General features: G+C 71.0%; 18 protein-coding genes and 1 pseudogene. 10 read left to right on the top strand and 9 right to left on the bottom strand.

Annotated features, from left to right (window positions below; translation table 11 throughout):
* Positions 1-51: 51 nt before the first annotated feature.
* Entirely contained in the window at positions 52-492 is a 441-nt protein-coding gene (gene mce / locus IG78_RS0126090; RefSeq protein WP_030567352.1) for a methylmalonyl-CoA epimerase, read from the bottom strand.
* A gap of 147 nt (positions 493-639) precedes the next feature.
* Here mce and IG78_RS0126085 point away from each other — a divergent pair, with 147 nt between their 5' ends.
* Together IG78_RS0126085 and meaB are read left to right on the top strand one after the other, a co-directional pair.
* A complete protein-coding gene (locus IG78_RS0126085) occupies positions 640-1,842 on the top strand; it encodes an acetyl-CoA C-acetyltransferase (RefSeq protein ID WP_030567351.1) in 1,203 nt (400 codons plus the stop codon).
* Between the two features lie 88 nt (positions 1,843-1,930).
* A complete protein-coding gene (meaB, locus tag IG78_RS0126080) occupies positions 1,931-2,887 on the top strand; it encodes a methylmalonyl Co-A mutase-associated GTPase MeaB (protein WP_030567349.1) in 957 nt (318 codons plus the stop codon).
* Positions 2,888-3,200: 313 nt separating this feature from the next.
* On the opposite strand, the pseudogene IG78_RS42680 reads toward meaB, so the two are convergent.
* A pseudogene (locus tag IG78_RS42680) lies at positions 3,201-3,966 on the bottom strand (PepSY domain-containing protein).
* 134 nt (positions 3,967-4,100) lie between these two features.
* Here IG78_RS42680 and IG78_RS0126070 point away from each other — a divergent pair.
* Positions 4,101-4,781, top strand: coding sequence for a response regulator transcription factor (locus IG78_RS0126070; RefSeq protein ID WP_030567347.1), 681 nt, complete (start codon positions 4,101-4,103; stop codon positions 4,779-4,781).
* Between the two features lie 14 nt (positions 4,782-4,795).
* Entirely contained in the window at positions 4,796-6,388 is a 1,593-nt protein-coding gene (locus tag IG78_RS0126065; protein ID WP_030567345.1) for a sensor histidine kinase, read from the top strand.
* A gap of 27 nt (positions 6,389-6,415) precedes the next feature.
* Here the strand turns inward: IG78_RS0126065 and IG78_RS0126060 are convergent, their stop codons facing one another.
* The 4 genes from IG78_RS0126060 to IG78_RS0126045 form a co-directional block, all read right to left on the bottom strand.
* Entirely contained in the window at positions 6,416-6,892 is a 477-nt protein-coding gene (locus IG78_RS0126060; RefSeq protein ID WP_030567343.1) for a MarR family winged helix-turn-helix transcriptional regulator, read from the bottom strand.
* 117 nt (positions 6,893-7,009) lie between these two features.
* Complete coding sequence (locus tag IG78_RS0126055; RefSeq protein ID WP_037685983.1) at positions 7,010-7,810, bottom strand: AIM24 family protein; 801 nt, start codon at positions 7,808-7,810, stop codon at positions 7,010-7,012.
* Positions 7,811-7,833: 23 nt separating this feature from the next.
* Entirely contained in the window at positions 7,834-8,484 is a 651-nt protein-coding gene (locus tag IG78_RS0126050) for an AIM24 family protein (RefSeq protein WP_030567339.1), read from the bottom strand.
* Position 8,485: 1 nt separating this feature from the next.
* Positions 8,486-9,124, bottom strand: coding sequence for an AIM24 family protein (locus IG78_RS0126045; RefSeq protein ID WP_078965396.1), 639 nt, complete (start codon positions 9,122-9,124; stop codon positions 8,486-8,488).
* 143 nt (positions 9,125-9,267) lie between these two features.
* Between IG78_RS0126045 and IG78_RS0126040 the strand changes: the two genes are divergently transcribed.
* From IG78_RS0126040 to glxA, 4 genes are all read left to right on the top strand, one after another.
* Positions 9,268-9,612: a DUF3817 domain-containing protein gene (locus tag IG78_RS0126040; RefSeq protein ID WP_030567335.1), complete on the top strand. Its 345-nt coding sequence runs from the start codon at positions 9,268-9,270 to the stop codon at positions 9,610-9,612.
* Positions 9,609-9,902 (top strand): MTH1187 family thiamine-binding protein, encoded by a 294-nt coding sequence (locus tag IG78_RS0126035; protein WP_030567333.1) that lies wholly within the window; start codon positions 9,609-9,611, stop codon positions 9,900-9,902. The genes IG78_RS0126040 and IG78_RS0126035 overlap by 4 nt, the downstream gene beginning before the upstream one ends.
* Positions 9,903-10,318: 416 nt before the next feature.
* Positions 10,319-12,136, top strand: a complete 1,818-nt coding sequence (locus IG78_RS0126030) for a glycosyltransferase family 2 protein (protein ID WP_030567331.1) — start codon at positions 10,319-10,321, stop codon at positions 12,134-12,136.
* A 3-nt stretch (positions 12,137-12,139) separates the two neighbouring features.
* Entirely contained in the window at positions 12,140-14,107 is a 1,968-nt protein-coding gene (gene glxA / locus IG78_RS0126025; RefSeq protein WP_030567329.1) for a radical copper oxidase GlxA, read from the top strand.
* A 33-nt stretch (positions 14,108-14,140) separates the two neighbouring features.
* On the opposite strand, the gene IG78_RS0126020 is transcribed toward glxA, so the two are convergent.
* The 3 genes from IG78_RS0126020 to IG78_RS0126010 form a co-directional block, all read right to left on the bottom strand.
* Positions 14,141-14,899 (bottom strand): 2-phosphosulfolactate phosphatase, encoded by a 759-nt coding sequence (locus IG78_RS0126020; protein ID WP_030567327.1) that lies wholly within the window; start codon positions 14,897-14,899, stop codon positions 14,141-14,143.
* Between the two features lie 68 nt (positions 14,900-14,967).
* A complete protein-coding gene (locus IG78_RS0126015) occupies positions 14,968-16,002 on the bottom strand; it encodes a glycoside hydrolase family 6 protein (RefSeq protein WP_030567325.1) in 1,035 nt (344 codons plus the stop codon).
* 117 nt (positions 16,003-16,119) lie between these two features.
* Entirely contained in the window at positions 16,120-17,100 is a 981-nt protein-coding gene (locus tag IG78_RS0126010; protein ID WP_030567323.1) for an ArsR/SmtB family transcription factor, read from the bottom strand.
* 103 nt (positions 17,101-17,203) lie between these two features.
* On the opposite strand from IG78_RS0126010, the gene IG78_RS0126005 reads away from it, so the two are divergent.
* Both IG78_RS0126005 and IG78_RS0126000 read left to right on the top strand, forming a co-directional pair.
* Entirely contained in the window at positions 17,204-18,643 is a 1,440-nt protein-coding gene (locus tag IG78_RS0126005) for an MFS transporter (RefSeq protein ID WP_225882181.1), read from the top strand.
* A 10-nt stretch (positions 18,644-18,653) separates the two neighbouring features.
* A complete protein-coding gene (locus tag IG78_RS0126000; protein ID WP_030567320.1) occupies positions 18,654-19,163 on the top strand; it encodes a MarR family winged helix-turn-helix transcriptional regulator in 510 nt (169 codons plus the stop codon).
* Positions 19,164-19,306 lie beyond the last annotated feature (143 nt).

The following is a 19,306-nucleotide window of genomic DNA, read 5'->3' as shown; positions in this document are numbered from 1 at the left end:
CCCGAGGAACGGACGGCCGCCCCCAACCCTACCGGCCCGGATATGTGGGGGTCAGTGCTCCGTCTGTTCGGCGGGCGCGGAAGTCACGAGTTCGGTGAGGACCCCGTGGCAGTCCTTGGGGTGCAGGAAGGTGATCCGCGACCCCATGGAGCCGATGCGTGGCTGGTCGTAGAGCACCCGTACGCCCTTGTCCCGCACGGCCGCGGCGTCACCGTCGACGTCGGCGGTGCCGAAGGCGATGTGATGCACGCCCTCGCCGTTCTTGGCCAGCCATTTGCCGACCGTGGAGTCCTCCCGGGTCGGTTCGAGGAGCTGGAGGTACGAGGCGCCGCCGTCGGACGTCTCGTTGATCTTCAGCATGGCCTCGCGCACGCCCTGCTCCTCGTTGACCTCGGTGTGGAACACCTCGAAGCCGTATGTAGCACGATAGAACTCGACGGTCTCGTCGAGGTTCCTACAGGCGATTCCAATGTGATCGATTCGCGTCAGCATGCTTCAAGTGCAGCGCTCGTGACCGTGATTACGCAACGTGCGCGCGATCACACCGGCTGGCCGGTGACGCGCACCGTACCGCTCAGTACATTCAGGTAAACCCTCGTTCACTCTCCTCAGCTAGCAAGCTGGAAGGGGCCGTGCCACATGTCTGGAACGACCGGAACCACCTCAGTGATCGTCGCGGGCGCGCGCACGCCCATGGGGCGCCTGCTCGGATCGCTCAAGTCCTTCTCCGGCGCGGACCTCGGGGGCTTCGCGATCAAGGCCGCCCTCGACCGGGCCGGCATCGGCGGCGACCAGGTGCAGTACGTGATCATGGGCCAGGTGCTCCAGGCCGGGGCGGGGCAGATCCCGGCGCGGCAGGCGGCCGTCAAGGCGGGCATCCCCATGAACGTCCCCGCGCTCACCGTCAACAAGGTGTGCCTCTCCGGCCTCGACGCCATCGCGCTCGCGGACCAGTTGATCCGCGCCGGCGAGTTCGACGTCGTCGTCGCGGGCGGCCAGGAGTCCATGACTAACGCCCCGCACCTGCTGCCGAAGTCCCGCGAGGGCTACAAGTACGGTGCGATCGAGATGCTCGACGCGATGGCGCACGACGGCCTCACCGACCCCTTCGAGTCCATCGCCATGGGCGCGTCCACGGAGAAGCACAACACCCGCCTCGGCATCGCCCGCCCCGAGCAGGACGAGGTCGCGGCCCTCTCCCACCAGCGCGCGGCCGCCGCCCAGAAGAACGGCACCTTCGACGCCGAGATCACGCCCGTCGAGGTCCCGCAGCGCAAGGGCGACCCGGTGCTCGTCGCCCGCGACGAGGGCATCCGCGCCGAGACCACCGCCGAGTCCCTCGGCAAGCTGCGCCCCGCCTTCGCCAAGGACGGCACGATCACGGCGGGCACCTCCTCGCAGATCTCCGACGGCGCCGCCGCCGTGGTCGTGATGAGCAAGGCCAAGGCCCAGGAGCTCGGCCTGAGCTGGATCGCCGAGATCGGCGCGCACGGCAATGTCGCGGGCCCCGACAACTCGCTCCAGTCGCAGCCGTCGAACGCGATCCTGCACGCCCTCAAGAAGGAGGGACTCGGCGTCGACGACCTCGACCTCATCGAGATCAACGAGGCCTTCGCCGCGGTCGCGGTGCAGTCAATGAAGGACCTCGGGGTGTCCTCAGAAAAGGTGAACGTGAACGGTGGCGCCATCGCCCTCGGCCACCCGATCGGGATGTCCGGCGCCCGCCTCGTCCTGCACCTGGCCCTGGAACTCAAGCGGCGCGGCGGCGGTGTCGGCGCGGCGGCGCTGTGCGGGGGCGGTGGCCAGGGCGACGCGCTCATCCTGAAGGTGACCAAGAGCTGACGCGAGCATCCCGGTACCGGTACCACTGACACCTCTCGCACACGTATACGTATGTCAGGCGTATACGTACGTACGGAACGGAGCCGCAATGCAGGACGTCCCCTCCCTGGTCGAGCAGGCCCGCGAGGGCAGGCCGCGGGCCGTGGCCCGGCTCATCTCGCTGGTCGAGGGGGCGTCACCGCAGTTGCGTGAGGTGATGGCGGCGCTCGCTCCGCTGGCCGGGCACGCGTACGTCGTCGGGCTCACCGGATCCCCCGGCGTCGGCAAGTCCACGTCGACGTCGGCCCTCGTGAGCGCGTACCGCAGGGCGGGGAAGCGGGTCGGTGTGCTCGCCGTCGACCCCTCGTCGCCGTTCTCCGGCGGCGCCCTGCTCGGCGACCGCGTCCGGATGTCGGACCACGCGTCCGACCCCGGCGTCTACATCCGCTCCATGGCGACCCGCGGCCATCTCGGCGGGCTCGCCTGGGCCGCGCCGCAGGCCATCCGCGTGCTCGACGCGGCGGGCTGCGACGTGATCCTCGTGGAGACCGTGGGCGTCGGCCAGTCCGAGGTCGAGATCGCCGCGCAGGCCGACACCTCGGTGGTGCTGCTCGCGCCCGGCATGGGCGACGGGATCCAGGCGGCGAAGGCCGGAATCCTGGAGATCGGCGATGTGTACGTGGTCAACAAGGCCGACCGCGACGGCGCCGACGCGACCGCGCGCGAGCTGAACCACATGCTGGGCCTCGGCGAGGCCCGGGCGCCGGGGGACTGGCGGCCCCCCATCGTCAAGACCGTCGCGGCACGCGGCGAGGGCACCGACGAACTCGTCGAAGCCCTGGAGAAGCACCGGGCGTGGATGGAGGAGCACGGGGTCCTCGCCTCGCGGCGCACCTCCCGCGCGGCGGGTGAGGTCGAGGCCATCGCCGTCACCGCCCTGCGCGAACGCATCGCCGACCTGCGCGGCGACGTACGCCTCGGCGCCCTGGCGGAACGCATCGTCGCCGGTGAACTGGATCCCTACGCGGCGGCGGACTCCCTGGTGGAGGGCCTCACGACGCCCTAGACGAACCGGTCACCGCCGCCCCGGCGACCCGCCCTCCCCGTGTGGGCTGCCGCCCCCTCCCCCCGTGTGGGCTGCCGCCCTACCTTCGTGTGGGCTGCCGCCCTACCTCCGTGCGGGCTGCCGCCCTCCCCGTGCGGGCGTGTGGGCCGCCGCCCTCCCCTGTGGGCGGCTGGGCCGCCCAGAGGGCGGAACGGGCGGGCACAGCCCCCGGTGCCGGGTCACCTGCAAACAAAGGGGTGGCCCCCGTCACCGGGGGGCAGTGACGGGGGCCAGCTCCGAGGGGGGACGCCCAACGCCCCCAGGCGAGGAAAGATCAGTCGTCGAAGCGGTCGGCGACGACCTTGCCGCTGCTCAGGTCCACGTTCCAGTGACCCTCCGTACCGTCGGCGGAGACGGTCTCGACGTCCCAGACGCTGACCCGGGAGTCGTCGTCGACGTCGACGGAGGTCACGGTGCCCTTGCCGGCGGCAGCCTCCGCGGCCTCACCCGCGGTCACCGAAGCGCCCTTGACCGCGGCCGCGACCCGCGAGTCCTCCGCGGCGTCGTCACCGTCGTCGTCACGCTCGACGTGCGAGCCGAGCACCTTGCCCGTGCCCGGGTCGATCTCGACGCTGTGCCAGGTGCGGCCGTCCTTGCCCAGGACGTCCACGTCCCAGACCAGGCCGCCGTTGTCCTCGTCGAGGTCGGCGGAGACCGCGGTCCCCTGCGTCGACTTCAGGGCGGCGGCGATCGCCTCGGTGGCGCCGACCTTCGCGCCCTTCACCTCGGCGACGTTCTCGGCCGTCGTCCTTGTCGTCCCGCGCGTCGTCCTTGTCGTCCCGCGCGTCGTCCTTGTCGTCCCGCGCGTCGTCCTTGTCGTCCCGCGCGTCGTCACGGTCGTCGTCCTTGCCGTTGTCGTCGGCGTCGTCCGCACCGTCACGGTCATCGCGGTCACCACGGTCGTCGTGGTCCTTGAGCTGCACGCTGGACTTGCCGGCCGCGGACGGCTCGTCGTCGCCGCCCAGCGCGAAGGCCGTCGCCGTGCCGCCTCCGACGAGCGCGGCGGCGGTGATGGTGGCGATGACGATGTTGCGCTTCATGAGGGTTCCTCCCGAGTGGTTGGCCCCACCGTGGGGCCGTCCGTTCCGACGAGAACCAAGCTGCCTGAACGATCCTGAAGCCCCCCTGAAGAAGCCTGAAGAACTCTTCAGCTTCGCTCCGGCATCCTGAACACATGCGACTGTTGATCGTCGAGGACGAAAAGCGTCTGGCCCTGTCCCTCGCCAAGGGCCTGACCGCCGAGGGCTACGCCGTCGACGTCGTCCACGACGGCGCGGAAGGCCTGCACAGGGCGACCGAGGGCACGTACGACCTGGTCATCCTGGACATCATGCTCCCGGGCATGAACGGCTACCGCGTCTGCTCCACACTCCGCGCCGCGGGACACGACGTACCGATCCTGATGCTCACCGCGAAGGACGGCGAGTACGACGAGGCCGAGGGCCTGGACACCGGCGCCGACGACTACCTGACCAAGCCCTTCTCGTACGTCGTCCTCGTCGCCCGCGTGAAGGCCCTGCTGCGCCGCCGTGCCGCGTCCCCCGCGCCCGTCCACACCCTGGGCGACCTGCGGATCGACACCGCGGCCCGGCGCGTGGTGCGCGGCGGCGGTGAGGACGTCCCCGGCACGGAGATCACCCTCACCGCTAAGGAGTTCGCCGTCCTGGAGCAGTTGCTCCTGCGGGCCGGACAGGTGGTGTCCAAGGCCGACATCCTCGACCACGTCTGGGACTTCGCGTACGAGGGCGACCCCAACATCGTCGAGGTGTACGTGAGCACGCTGCGCCGCAAGCTGGGCGCCCCGCTCATCAAGACGGTCCGGGGGGCCGGGTACCGCCTGGAGGCACCCCGATGACCGCGGCCTCCCCGGTGCGGCGCCTGTTCGCCTCCGTGCGCGCCCGGGCCGCCGTGGGCGCGACCCTCGTGGTGGCGCTCGCGCTGGTCGCCGCGGGCGCCGCCGTGCTGCTGTCCCTGCGCGCGAGCCTCATCGACCAGGCCGACGCGCAGGCGGGTTCGGCCGCCCGCGAGGTGGCCGCCCAGCTCTCCACCGGCATCGCACCCGCCGACCTCGACCTTCCCGAAGGCGACGACCACCCCGTTCAGGTCGTGGACGAGGACGACCGGCTCGTCGCGGCAAGCGACGACCTGGAGAGGATCACCGGTACGGGGGTGACCGAAGTGACCCCCGCACCCGCCCCGCGCAAGCCCACGCCGAAGCCCGCCCCCACGCCGAAGCCGACGGACACGGACGACAAGAACGACGCGGACGGCAGCGACAGCACCGACAACGACAACGACAACGACGACGCGAAGGACAAGCAGGACGCCGCCGAGGAAGCCGCCGAGGACGCGGCTGAGGACGCGGCCGAAGAGGCCGCCGACGGCGGTGACTCCGGCGACGACCGGCTCGAACGCGGCGAGATCTCCGAAGACAGCCGCGAGAGCGAGGGCTCGGCGACGGTCGACGGCGAGAGCGAGGACTACCGCTTCGCCGAGGTACGGGTGAACACCGAGTCGAGGGGTGAGCTGACCGTCCACGCGGGCGCCCCGCTGGCCGCCGAACGCAGTGCCGTGGGCACAGCCCTGACCGCCATGCTGATCGGCTTCCCACTGCTGCTCGCCGTGATCGCGGGCGTGACCTGGCTGGTCACCCGGCGCGCCCTGCGCCCGGTGGACGCCATCCGTGCCGAGATGGCCGTGATCACCGCGTCCGAGGACCTGGGGCGCCGGGTGCCCGAGCCGGACACGCACGACGAGATCGCGCGCCTGGCACGGACCACGAACGAGACCCTGGCCGCGTTGCAGACGTCCGTGGAGCGCCAGCGCCGTTTCGTCGCCGACGCGTCCCACGAACTGCGCAGCCCCATCGCCTCCCTGCGCACCCAGCTCGAAGTGGGCGCCGCCCACCCCGAGCTGCTCGATGTGCCGGGGGCCGTCGCGGACACCGTGCGCCTTCAGGAACTTGCCGCCGACCTGCTGCTGCTCGCCCGCCTCGACGCGGGTGAGAAGCCGGGCCAGGGACGCGTGGATCTGGCGGCCCTGGCCCGCGAGGAGCTGTCGCAGCGCACGGGGGACCGGGTGGTCGTCACATCGGATCTCGACAGCGTCGAAGTGGCCGGTTCCCGTGGCCAGTTGGCGCGTGTGCTCGGCAATCTCGTGACCAACGCGCAGCGGCACGCCCGGTCCAGGGTGACGGTCACCAGTTGGGCCGACGGGGTGTGGGCGGTCCTGGAGGTGGCCGACGACGGCGACGGTGTGCCGTGTCAGGAGCGGGAGCGGATCTTCGAGCGGTTCGTACGGCTCGACGACGCGCGCAGCCGTGACGAGGGAGGTGCGGGGCTTGGCCTCGCCATCGCACGCGATGTGGCCGGGCGCCACGGCGGGACGCTCACGGTCGACGACTCCCCGGGCGGAGGAGCGGTCTTCGTGCTGCGCCTGCCAGCGGCCACGGCGGCATCCTGACCCGGGGCGGCATCAGGGCTTGCCGTGTCAGGGCTTGCCGCGCAGCCCGCGCAGGTGTTCCGCGATGGGTGTCAGCGCCTTGTGCAGGTCGCTGAGTGCTTCCGGTGAGATGAGGTCGACGAAGTGCTGCCGCACCGAGGTGACGTGGTGCGGCGCGACGCGCTTCATGGTCTCCATGCCCTCGTCGGTGAGCACGGTGAAGAGCCCGCGCCGGTCGGACTCGCAGTTCTCCCGTCGCACCAGGCCCGCGTTCTCCATACGGGTGATCTGGTGGGAGAGCCGGCTCTTGGACTGCAGCGTGGCGGCCGCGAGGTCGCTCATGCGCATCCGATGGTCGTCGGATTCGGAGAGATGTACGAGGATGTCGTAGTCGTTCATGGTGAGGTTGAACGGCTGGAGATCCTTCTCCAACTGGTACGTCAGCATCCTGTTGACCTCCACGTGGGTACGCCAGGCGCACTGTTCCTCGTCGGTCAGCCACTGCGGGGCCGTCTCGGTCTCCATGGAATCGATTCTACCTAAGAAGTTGAATGGTGAACGAGTGTCGGGGTGTGACGCGCCTCGCACCCCTCGGGTTGCGAGGGGTACAGGCGTTCGCCGTCACACTCCGCAGACTACCGCTCACAGGCCGAAGCGACGCTGGAGGTCTCCTAGTTGTCCGGGAAGGCGCGGTCCTTGCGTCTGCTGTCCACGTTGGCCAGGTTGCCCACGGTGTCCCGATGAACCCTGGGACCCCTGCCCGCCCTCTCCGCCGCGAGCGCCCGGCACTCCGTCCTGCTGCGGCAGCGCGCCCGTCGCCGTCTCCGCCATCAGGGACTCCGAGGACTGCAGCAGCACCGTGCCCGCGCCCACGAACTCGAACTGGTGCTCCTCCCCGGAGGTGCCGCCGATTCCGGTGAGTGCCCGCAGGCCGCCGATCACGCCGGACATGTACTGGTGGTCGTAGTGATGGCACGGCGAGGGGCAGTCCGCCCAGCCGACGAGCGCCTGCGGGTCCACCCTGATCGGCGGTTCCATGAACACCACGGGACCGCTCGACACCGCCACGAACTTGCCCGTGCCGATCAGGGTCAGAAAGCCCGGAACGATGGACTGCTTCAGCGACAGACTTGGCTGAAAAGCGAGGAGGTTGCCCGAGCGGATGGTGAGGTTGCCGTCCTCCAAGTCGTAGGAGTTCACGTCGAAGGCTCGGTCGGCGAGGAGCATCTTGCCGGTGCCCTCGGCCACCACCCAGTCGCTGGCGTGCAGCGGGGAGTGGAAGGACGTGCGCACGAGGCGCTCAAGGCGGCCGTGCCCGATGCCGTTGAAGTCGATGCGCCCGTAATAGGCGATCATCTTGCCCTTCTGCAGGAACCACTGGCTGCCGGTCAGCTCCACGCAGAAGGTGAACGCGTTGACGTTGTCGTCGCTCGGCAGCGTCATCGGGTCGAAGATCACGGGCGTGCTCACAGCTTCTCCTCCGATGCCTGGACGTACACCACGCCATTGCCGCTGAACTCCAGTTGGAACGCCTCGCCCGAGCCGCGGCCCACCATGTCGCGCCAGCTCAGCGCCGTGGACAGTTTGTTGCGCACGTCGCCGTGGTGTGCCACGTACGACTGGGGGTCCACGTGGACCGGGCGCTGGGGGGTGAGCGGCAGCTCGATCACGCCGCCGTGCGCCATCACGGCGACCGCGCCGTGGCCCTTGAGCGTCGTGGTGAACAGGCCCTGGCCCGACACCTGGCCGCGCACCATGCCCATCACACCGCCCTGCGAACCGAGGAACATCGTGCCCTGCTGGAGGGTGCCGTCGAAGGCGAGCAGCCGGTCCGCCTCCACGTACATGGTGTCGCCGGTCAGGGTGATCACGTGCACATGGTGGCCGCCGTGCCCGAACATGACCGTGCCGTCGCCCTCCACCGTCATCAGCGGGATCGACTCGTTGGCGAGCCGCCGTCCGAGCATGGACGCGAGGCCGCCCTGGCCGCCGCGGATGTTCGGGGTGAAGGACACGTCTCCCTTGTAGGCCAGCATGGCGCCGCGCTGCGAGAACATCTTGGTGCCGGGCTGGACGACCGCCTCGACCATTTTGTGGTTGATCTCCCGAAATGGCATGTCACACGTCCCCCGCGATCGTGTTCCGCTCGCTGGGCTGGACATAGACCAGGCCCTCGCCCTCGAAGCGGATCTGGAAGGCCTCGCCGCCGCCCTCGCCCATCAGCGTGCGGAAGGTGACACCTGACTGGAAGCTCTGCTTGAGCTTGCCCTGGTGGGCGACGTACGCGCCCGGGTCGACCGTGAGCGGGTTCTGCTTGGTGACGCGCAGGATCACCGCGGGTCCGTCCGAGATGAGCGCCGCCTGGCCCGTGCCCTCGACCGTGGTCGTGAAGATGCCGTTGCCCTGCGTCGCGCCGCGCAGGCCCGTGAACGTGGTGCCCGTGCGCAGGCCCGCGTCCGTGCACAGGAGGTTGCTGGACTCCACGTACAGCTTCTCGCCCTGGAGGTGGACCAGGCTGATCTCCGTCGCGTAGTCGGCGAACCAGCAGGTGCCGTGCCCCTTCACCTCCATCACCGTCATGCGCTCGTTGGTGAGACGGCGGGTCACCATGCCCCGTATGCCTTCGCCGCCCCCCGTCAGCTTCTTGAAAATCATCGTGCCGTCATAGGCGACCATGGAGCCGTTCTTCGCCTTGACGGCGTCCCCGGTCATGTCGACGGCGAGCATTCTGCTGCCCTGCAATCGGAACGTAGCCACGAGAGCGAAGGTAGTCGCAGCCCGGTACCGCCGGACAGGGGACCCGACCCTGAACGCACCCCGGAAAGGCCCTGATGCCACAATGGGGGACGCTTGTGCATCCATTCACAAGATCGACGTCGACCCTGCCCCGAAGGTGACCCGTGGACATCAATACCGCCTCCGCACTCCGCCGCCTCCGTCTGGTCTCGATCCCCGAGGCCGTGTCCTTCCTGCTCCTCATCGTCTGCTCGGTGCTGAAGCGGACCACGGACTTCAACGCCGTGCCGGCGATGGGCGCGATCCACGGTCTGCTCTTCATCCTGTACGTGCTGTTCTGGCTCGACGCCTGGAACCGCACCAAGTGGCAGTTGAAGACGGCGGCCCTCTACTTCGTCCTCTCCGTCCTGCCCGCCGGCGGCTTCTTCGCCGACCGCAAGCTCAAGCAGGAGGCCGAGGCCGCGGTGATCGCCTCGCGCGCCCGTCGTGAAGGGGTCGTGAACGCGTGATCGTCGCCTTCTCCGTGACCCCGCTCGGGGTCGGCGAGGACGTCGGGGAGTACGTCGCCGATGCCGTCCGCGTCGTCCGTGAGTCGGGGCTGCCCCATCGGACCGACGCGATGTTCACGTCTCTCGAGGGTGAGTGGGACGACGTCATGGACGTCGTCAAGCGGGCCGTCGCCGCGGTTGAGGCGCGGGCGCCTCGCGTCTCCCTCGTCCTCAAGGCCGACATCCGTCCGGGTGTGACGGACGGGATGACGTCCAAGGTCGAGACTGTGGAGCGGTACCTGTCCGCTTGACCTTCGCCCCCTTTCGCCGCGCGCGGCCCCAAGCCCCTGCCGGGGATTCCTGGCGGGGGCTTTGACTGTTGCCCGGAACATGGGCTGTGCCCACCCTCCCCCAAGCTCTCGGCTTCGCTCGAGCAGGGAGGTACCCCCCTCGCCCCTGGCGGACCAGTTGCCCACAGCGGGAGCGGGCCGGTTGCCCACAGCGGGAGCGGGCCAGTTGCCCACAGCGGGAGCGGGCCGGTTGCCCGCAGCGGGAGCGGGCCGGTTGCCCGCAGCGGGGGCGGGCCGGTTGCCCACAGCGGGAGCGGAGCCAGAGGGAAGGGGCGGAGTGGAGGGTAAAACCCCCGCTCGGACGCGCCCGGTTCGACACGCCGGGGAATCTCCACTTTTGTGAGGGTATCGACTAGTTCGAATACCTGGAGGGCGCTGTGCGGCCGGAGGGCTACGACTACGACACCCACAGCCGGCTCGCCGGACCGCTCACCGAGCCGGAAGGCGGTGGCGGCGGCGCCGGGCACGGCGGCTACCGGGTGCGGTACCGCCCGCTCCTCGCAGGCGAGCCGCACCGAATACGCGCCATCCTGCTGATGACGCTGGCCCCGCTGCTCACCGGCGCACTCCTCGTGTACCTCGTCTGGCCCACCCACTGGACGGAACGTGAGGGCGGCGACACCTGGCTGGTCGGACTCGATGTCACGATGCTCGTCGCGATCGGCCTGATCGAGGTGTTCATGCTGGTCAACGTGGTGTCCATCGCGCACGCCACGATGGTCGCCCGCGACCCCGTCCCGGTCGTGCCCGAAGCGGGCACCCGCGTCGCCTTCCTGACGACGTACGTACCGGGCAAGGAACCCCTCACCATGGTCCGCGCCACCCTCGAAGGCGCCGTCCGGATACACCACACCGGGCCGCTGGACGTCTGGCTGCTCGACGAGGGCGACGACGACGAGGCCAAGGCGCTCTGCCGCGAGTTGGGCGTACGCCACTTCACCCGCCTCGGCGTACCGGAGTGGAACCGCTCCAAGGGCCCGCACCGGACCAGGACCAAGCACGGCAACTACAACGCCTGGCTCGCCATGCACGGCGGCGACTACGACTTCTTCGCCTCCGTGGACACCGACCACGTGCCGCTGCCGAACTTCCTGGAGCGGATGATGGGGTTCTTCCGGGACCCCGACGTCGCCTTCGTCGTCGGCCCGCAGGTGTACGGCAACTACACCTCACCGGTCACCAAGGCCGCCGAGTCCCAGCAGTTCCTCTTCCACGCCCTGATCCAGCGGGCGGGCAACCGCTACCGGGCCCCCATGTTCGTCGGCACCAACAACGTCGTACGCATCGCCGCCCTGCGCCAGATCGGCGGCCTGTACGACTCCATCACCGAGGACATGGCCACCGGCTTCGAGCTGCACCGGCGCAAGAACCCGGGCACCGGCCGGCACTGGCGGTCGGTGTACACACCGGACGTGCTCGCCGTCGGCGAGGGCCCGGCCTCCTGGACGGACTTCTTCACGCAGCAGATGCGCTGGTCGCGGGGCACGTACGAGACCCTCTTCAAGCAGTACTGGCGGGCGCCGTCCAGCATGCCGCCCGGCCGGCTCTTCTCGTACACGCTGATGCTCGTCTACTACCCGATGACGGCCGTCAACTGGCTCCTCGGCGTCCTGAGCTGCGTGCTGTTCCTGTGGTTCGGCGCCTCCGGGACGCAGGTCGCGGCCTCCGTGTGGCTGATGCTCTACAGCGACGCGGCGGCCCTGCAGATCGGCCTGTACCTCTGGAACCGGCGGCACAACGTGTCACCGCACGAACCCGAGGGCTCCGGCGGGCTCGCCGGCATGGCGATGTCCGCGCTCTCGGCGCCCATCTACGCCAAGTCGCTCGGTGCCGCCGTGCTGCGCCGCCCGAGCCGCTTCGTCGTCACCCCCAAGGGCGGCGGTGTCACCGCCGACCGGCTGCTGACCTTCCGTATCCATCTGTTCTGGGCGGTGCTCCTCGCCGTGTCGCTCGTCGCCTCGTTCGTGCTCGGCCACACCCATGTGGCGATGCGGACGTGGGCGGCGCTCGCCATGGCCATCTCGCTGGCACCGGTCGCGGTGTGGGGCGTGACCGAGCTGCGGGAGCGCCGCACGCGCAAGGTCCGCGAGGCGGCCCGGCAGCGGCTGAGGGAACGCGCCGAGCGCGCCGCGGCCACCGCCGACGGCGAGCCGGAGCCCGCCCTCGCCACCGGTACGACGACTGGAGGTAACTGACCCATGCCCCCTCACCTCCCCGAGTTCTCCAAGCGCACCAAGAAGATCGCCTTCGGCGTGGGTGCGGGCGCCGTCCTCATCGGCCTCAACGCCCCCGCCGCCGTCTCCTTCGCCGAGGAGAAGTACCACGAGTACAAGATCAATCAACCCGGCTACAAGAAGAAGTACGGGTCGTGGCAGCAGGTCGCCATTCCCGAGGAGTTCCGCACCAACGCCATTCACGCGGCCCTGCTGCACACCGGGAAGGTGCTGATCGTCGCCGGCTCTGGCAACGAGCAGAAGAAGTTCGACGCCGGGTCCTTCGACACCGTGCTGTGGGACCCGAAGAAGAACACCTTCAAGAAGATCGAGACCCCCGAGGACTTCTTCTGCTCGGGGCACGCCCAGCTCCCCGACGGCCGCCTCCTGGTGGCCGGGGGCACCGCGCGCTACGAACTCCTCGACGGCGAGGTGGAACGGGCGGGCGGCGGCATGCGGGTGAAGAACGAGAACCCGGACGAGCCCGTCGTCCTGAAGAAGGGCACCAAGTTCCGCTCGCCCTCCGGTGTCGAGTACGTCAGCAAGTTCGACGTGAAGGTCCCCGAGGCCAAACGCGACTACGAGATCACCTACTCCAAGTCCGGCACGATGCGGCCCTGGAAGACGAAGGTCGTCGCGAGCGAGGCACGGGTCTTCGTGGAGGCCGTCCACGACGGCGAGGAGTCGGTGACGAAGGAGTCCTCGCAGTACGAGATCGAGGGCCTGACGGGCAAGGCGGCGGACAACACGTACGGCATCGCCGAGAAGATCACCATGGACAAGCAGGACTTCCAGGGCATCAGGGCGGCGTACGAGTTCGACCCGAAGGCCGAGAAGTACGTGGCCGTCGAGCCGATGAAGAAGGCCCGCTGGTACCCGACGCTCGTCGGCCTGGAGGACGGCCGTGTGCTCGCCGTGTCCGGGCTCGACGACGTCGGTGTCATCGACCCCGGCGACAACGAGATCTACGACCCGCGGACCAAGAAGTGGACCGACGGGCCCAAGCGCTACTTCCCGACCTACCCCGCGCTGTTCCTCACCAAGGGCGGCAAGCTCTTCTACCCCGCCTCCAACGCCGGTTACGGGCCCGCGGAGATGGGGCGCGAGCCCGGCCTGTGGGACCTGAAGACCAACAAGTTCGAGAAGGTCCCCGGCCTCACCGACCTCGACCAGACCGAGACGTCGGGGTCCGTGCTCCTGCCGCCCGCCCAGGACCAGAAGGTGATGATCCTCGGCGGCGGCGGCGTCGGCGAGTCCGAGAAGGCCACCGAGCGCACCGCCGTGATCGACCTGAAGGAGGACAACCCCTCCTTCAGGACAGGACCCGACCTGCCGCAGGGCACGCGCTATCTGAACAGCGTCCTGATGCCGGACGACTCGGTGTTCACCAGCAACGGCTCGTCCGACTACCGCGGCCGCAGCGGGAGCAACATCCTCAAGGCACAGTTCTACGACCCGAAGAAGAACGCCTTCCGCACCGCCGCCGAACCCAAGGTGGGCCGCAACTACCACTCCGAGGCGCTGCTCCTGCCCGACGGGCGTGTCGCCACCTTCGGCTCGGACCCGCTGTTCGACAACCAGCAGAACACCAAGCTCGGCCACTTCGAGCAGCGCATGGAGATCTTCACCCCGCCGTCCCGGCACAAGGCGGGCGAGGACCGCCCCGTGCTCGGCGCGGGCCCCGAGGTGCTGCCCGCCGACGGCCGCGCCACGTTCCGCACCGCGCACCCCGAGAAGATCGCCTCGGCCCGCCTGATGCGGCCCAGCGCCGTCACGCACACCACCGACGTGGAGCAGCGGTCGATCGCGCTCGGCCTCACCAAGGGCCCCGGCGCGGTGACCGTGGACGTGCCGCGCGAGGACACCGCGCTCGTACCGCCCGGCTGGTACATGCTGTTCGTGACGGACGCGGACGGCGCCTCCTCGGAGGCGAAGTGGGTGCACGTGAAGTGAGAAGCGGGACGCGCACGCCGCGCGGGGAACCGCTCACCGCGCCGCGACGAACGCTCCGTGTGTGAGGACCGGCACCACCGTGGACGCGTCGAGCTCGGTCGCGACGGCCACGTCCTCCGCGTAACCGCCGTCGGCCAGCTCCCGGCCCGACGACGAGGACGCGACGGCCTCGCCCACGTCGACGGCCGAGACGAACGCGGACGCCGCGGCCGCGGCCTCGGGGGAGAGGTCGGTGCCGCCCCCGGTGCGCAGCGCGGCGATCACGGCGCCGGCGCCGAGGAGGTCCTCCAGGGCGGGGCGCAGACTGCCGTCGGGCCAGCGCTCGCCCGCCGCGATCACGCCGACGGGGCGCTCGGGGGTGCCGTCGCCCCTGCCGGAGAGCCAGCGGCCGACGGCGGCGGGATTGAGCAGCGACCCGGCGGCGACGGTGACGCCCCCCGCGCTCGCGGCGATCGCCGAACCGTTGGGCGAGGGCAGGACGAGGCGCTGTGCGCGCGGGGCCCGGCGCAGGGCGGCGGGGGACAGCGACCAGGGGCTGGCCGCGCTGACCGCGCGGCGGCCCACCGCGAGCCGCGCGTCCATCTGGCGGGCGAAGGCCGTGGCACTCTCGTCGCGCCACGCGTACGGGAAGACCCGGGAACCGGACTCCACGGCGACGGACACCGAGGTGCTGAACGACAGCACGTCGACGATCACCAGACAGGAGACCGCGGGCGCCAGGCGCTTCGCGCCGGAGGCACCCCACTCGAACCGTACGCCGTAGCCCGCCTGTGAGAAGTCTTCGCGCCCCATGCGCTCCGAGGCTGCCAGGTGTCGTGGCGCTTTGGCCAGTTGGTCACCGGGCTTTCCGCAAACGGGTGTCAGGCCTTCGCGTTGCGTACGAGACCGAGCGCGTAGTCGGGCCACCACCGGCCCGCGGCGGGGCCGCCGCGGCAGGGGCCGTCCGAGTCTCCCGGCCGCTTGATCCACAGGTAGGCGTCGAGGAGCGGGTCGCCGGTGCGGTCGGTGGGCGGGGTGCCGAGGCCGCGGCCCGGCGGGTTGCACCAGGCGTCCTCGCGGTCACCGGCGAGGGGGCCGCGGCCGTTGCGGCTGCTGTCCATCACGAAGTGCTTGCCGCCGACGCCCGCGGACAGCTCACGGCCGTACCTCTTGGTGGCCTTGTCGCTCTGGAAGTTGGAGACGTTGAGCGAGAAGCCGTCCGCGCGCGCGATGCCGGCACGCCGCAGCGGCGTCGTGAGCTTGTAGGCCTCGGTGATCCAGCCGGGGTTGCCCGCGTCCAGGTACACCTTGACGTTCGGCTGCCGCTTCAGCCGCTCGATGGCTTCCGAGAGGAGTTCGTAGCGCTCCTCGTGGTACTGCGGGGGTGTGCAGCCGTCGGCGATGTGCGGGATCGCGTCCGGTTCCAGGATCACCAGGGCCTTGCGGTCCTTGATGCCGTCGGCGAACGCGTCGATCCAGTGCCGGTAGTAGGCCGCGTCGGGGGCACCGCCCGCGGAGTGCTGGCCGCAGTCGCGGTGCGGGATGTTGTACGCGACGAGCACCGCCGTGCGGCCGTCCTGTGCGGCGCCCGCGGTGGCCTTCTCGACGTCCGGCCCCGGGTCGTCCCCGGCGGGCCACGTCGCCATCGGCTGTTCGGAGATCCGCCGCAGCGCGTCGGCGTCCCCGTCGCGGCCCTGCTGCTCCCACTCGCGCACCTGGCGGGCCGCCTCGCTCTGCGGGTCGACCCAGAAGCTGTGCGGCGCGGAGCGTGCGGCCTTGCGGCTCGCGGACGGCGTGGCCTCGTCCTTCTCCCTGCCCGGTCCCGGCCCCGAGTCGGACCCGGACGAGCAGCCGGCCGTGAGGCCGAGGGCGGCGGCGGCCGTGAGTGCCGTGAACGTACGGAGCAGCCGGTGCATCCAGACCCCTTGGGCGACGGTGACGGGCAGGCGGGCGGGCGAGCGGGCGAGTCGTGCGGCAATCGTGACATAAGGGACCATTCGCACCTGGGTGCGACACCGCCCGTACGGGCCCCGTCAGCCACCCGCCGCAAGCGCGACGCCCAGCGGCGTGCGCTCGTACAGGACCTGATGGCCGTACCGCCGCGAGGTGAGCAGACCCGCGCCCCTCAGCGCCGCCAGGTGCGCGGACACCGAGGACGGGGCCAGGCCGAGGCGCTGGGCCAGCGACGACGTGGTGGACGGCTCGGCGAGGGCGGTGAGGACAGCGGCCCGGTTGGGGCCGAGCAGCCGGGCCAGGGCACCGGGGGCGCGGTCCGCGGGGGCCGACCAGAGCCCAGCGAGGCCCCTGGCCGGGTACACGAGGGTCGGCTGCCACGGCGGGTCGTAGCCGCTGATCACCTCCGGCCAACTGAAGACGCTGGGCATCAGGACCAGGCCGCGCCCGTCCAGGTGCCGGGTGTGCCGCCCGCGCCACTGCGCGGTGAGCGTCCCCGAGTCCCAGGCCAGGCGGCGGTCGAGCTCGGGCAGCAGGGCACCGAGGCCGACCTGCGCGAGCCGCCGCGAGTGGTACGCCACGTCGGCTTCGAGCAGGGCGCGCAGCCTCGGCCAGTACGGCTCGACCAGCGCGTGCCAGGCCGCCTCCATGGCGTCCGCGAGCGCGCGCACGGCGCCCGCCGGGTCCGCGAGCAGCTTCCGCCCGGTCGCGCTCCCGCCCGCGCCGGGCGTCTCGGCGAGCGCCTTCGCCATGTCGTCCCGCGCCGCCGCGGGGTCGGCGGCGCGCACCGCGGCGATCTCCTCATCGAAGGTCGCGGCGGGCCCCAGCGGCGGCGGCCCCAGGAAGTCGGGGCTGTGCCCCCGCGACGGCATCAGGAGCCACACCGCATCCAGGTCGAGACGGGCACCCGCCGCCCGGACCTCCCGCAGCCACTGCGGGTGATAACCGTGCCGCTCGGGTCGCTTCAGCGTCCGCACCGCCTCCTGCGTCTCCCACAGCGGCGACACGGCGAACCGGCAGCGCAACAGGTCGTCCGCACCGAAGTGAAGCTGAAACGGCACGCGGACCTCCCCCTTTCCCTGCCTCTGATTCGCCTCTGATGCCCCTGATTCGCCTGGAGCCGAAACTCTAGGGAGCCGGGGCGGTGGCGGCCAGGGTGTGCGCATGTCGCCACAGACCCACCAGGAAGAGCGGGAAACGGGGGACGAAGGCTACCGGCGGGTCTTCGCCGTGCCGGAGTTCCGTGCCGTGTTCGCCGCCCACGCCATGTCGCTGCTCGGTGTCGTCGTCAGCGAGATCGCGTTGACCGTCCTCGTGTACGACCTCACCGGGTCGCCGCTCCTGAGCGCGCTGGCCTTCGCGCTCGGCATGCTGCCGTACCTGGTGGGCGGGACGCTGTTCGCGGGCGTCGCGGACCGCTTCGCGCCGCGCCGCGTCCTCGTCGTCTGCGACCTGCTGTGCGCCGGGTGCGCCGCGCTGATGGCGCTGCCCATGACGCCGGTGGCCGGGCTGCTCGCGCTGCGCTGCCTCATCGCGGCCGTGGCACCGGTGTTCAACGGCACCCGGATGGCGACCCTCACCGACGTCCTCGGGGACGGGGACCTGTTCGTGCTCGGCCGTTCGCTGCTGCGGATGGTGTCGCAGAGCGCCGTCCTCGTGGGCTTCGGCCTCGGCGGCGTGCTGCTCACCGTCGTCTCCCCGCGCGGGGCCCTCGTCGTCACGGTGGCGACGTTCGCCGCGTCGGCGCTGCTGCTGCGCTGCGGTACGAAGCGGCGGCCCGCGCGGGGGAGCGGCCCCGGCGGGGGTGCTCCCGGCCAGGCGGTGCCGCAGCCCGCGCTCGTGCGGTACTCCCTTGCCGGTGCCCGTGACGTCCTCGCCCACCGGCGCGTACGCGCCCTCCTGCTGTTGCTGTGGGCGCCCCCGATGTTCGCCGTCGCGCCGGAGGCCCTTGCCGCCCCGTACGCGGAACAGATCGGGGTCGGCACCGCCGGGGTCGGGCTGCTGATGTGCGCGATGCCCATCGGCACCATCGCGGGCGAGGTGTACGCCGGGTCCGCGCTCACGTCCGCCGCCCGCGCCCGCATCGTGCTGCCGCTGGCCGCGACCACGCTGCTCCCGCTCCTTGCGTACGGCTTCACGCCCGGCCTCGCCTGGGCGCTGCCCGCGCTGGTCCTCGCCGGCGCCGGATCGGCGTACACCCTCGGGCTCGACCGCTGGTTCGTGGACGCGGTGCCGCCGGAGCTGCGGGGGCGTGCGATGACCGTGCACACGGCGGGCCTGATGACGCTCCAGGGTGCGGGGATGGCCCTGGCCGGGCTCGCTGCCGAGTTCTTCGCGGTGAGTACGGTGGTGGCGGGGGCGGGGGTGCTCGGTACGGTGTGCTGCCTGTTCCTGGCCCGCGAGGTGCGGGCGACGGCGGGGGCGGCCGCGGGGGCGGCGCCCTCGCGGCCGCCTTCGTCGCCCTTGCCGTCGTCCTCCCCCTCCTCGTCTTCGGCGTCGTCCTCCTCCTCCTCGTCGCCGTCGCCGTCGGCGCCGTTCTCGCCGGGGGACGGGGGCGGGCCGAATGGTGAGACCGGGGCTGACCGGTATGTGGCCGGGGACTAAGGTCTTCGCTGTGCCGAAGCCGCTCAGTCTCCCCTTCGATCCCATCGCCCGCGCCGACGAGCTCTGGAAGCAGCGCTGGGGGTCCGTCCCCGCCATGGCTGCCATCACCTCGATCATGCGTGCGCAGCAGATCCTGCTCGCCGAGGTCGACGCGGTCGTCAAGCCGTACGGACTGACCTTCGCGCGGTACGAGGCGCTGGTGCTGCTCTCCTTCTCCAAGGCGGGGGAGTTGCCGATGTCCAAGATCGGTGAGCGGCTGATGGTGCACCCCACGTCCGTCACCAACACCGTCGACCGCCTGGTGCGGTCCGGTCTGGTCGACAAGCGCCCCAACCCCAACGATGGGCGCGGGACGCTTGCCTCCATCACGGAGAAGGGGCGTGAGGTTGTCGACGGGGCGACGCGGGAGCTTATGGCGATGGACTTTGGGCTCGGCGTCTACGACGCGGAGGAGTGTGGGGAGATTTTCGCCCTGCTGCGCCCGCTGCGCGTGGCCGCACAGGACTTCTCCGACCAGTAACCCCATGGGGCTGCGCCCCCGTTCCCCCCCTCCAGCCCTCCGACCCTCGCCCTCAACCACCGGACGAGCTTTTTCCCCCACCCACCCGCCCTCCTGGGGCTGCGCCCCTGGCCCCCCTCTTCGGCCTTGGCCCCCCTCTTCGG

The sequence above is a fragment of the Streptomyces aureocirculatus genome (genome assembly GCF_000720475.1).
Taxonomy (GTDB): domain Bacteria; phylum Actinomycetota; class Actinomycetes; order Streptomycetales; family Streptomycetaceae; genus Streptomyces; species Streptomyces aureocirculatus.
This window is presented reverse-complemented; position numbering and strand designations above follow the sequence as displayed.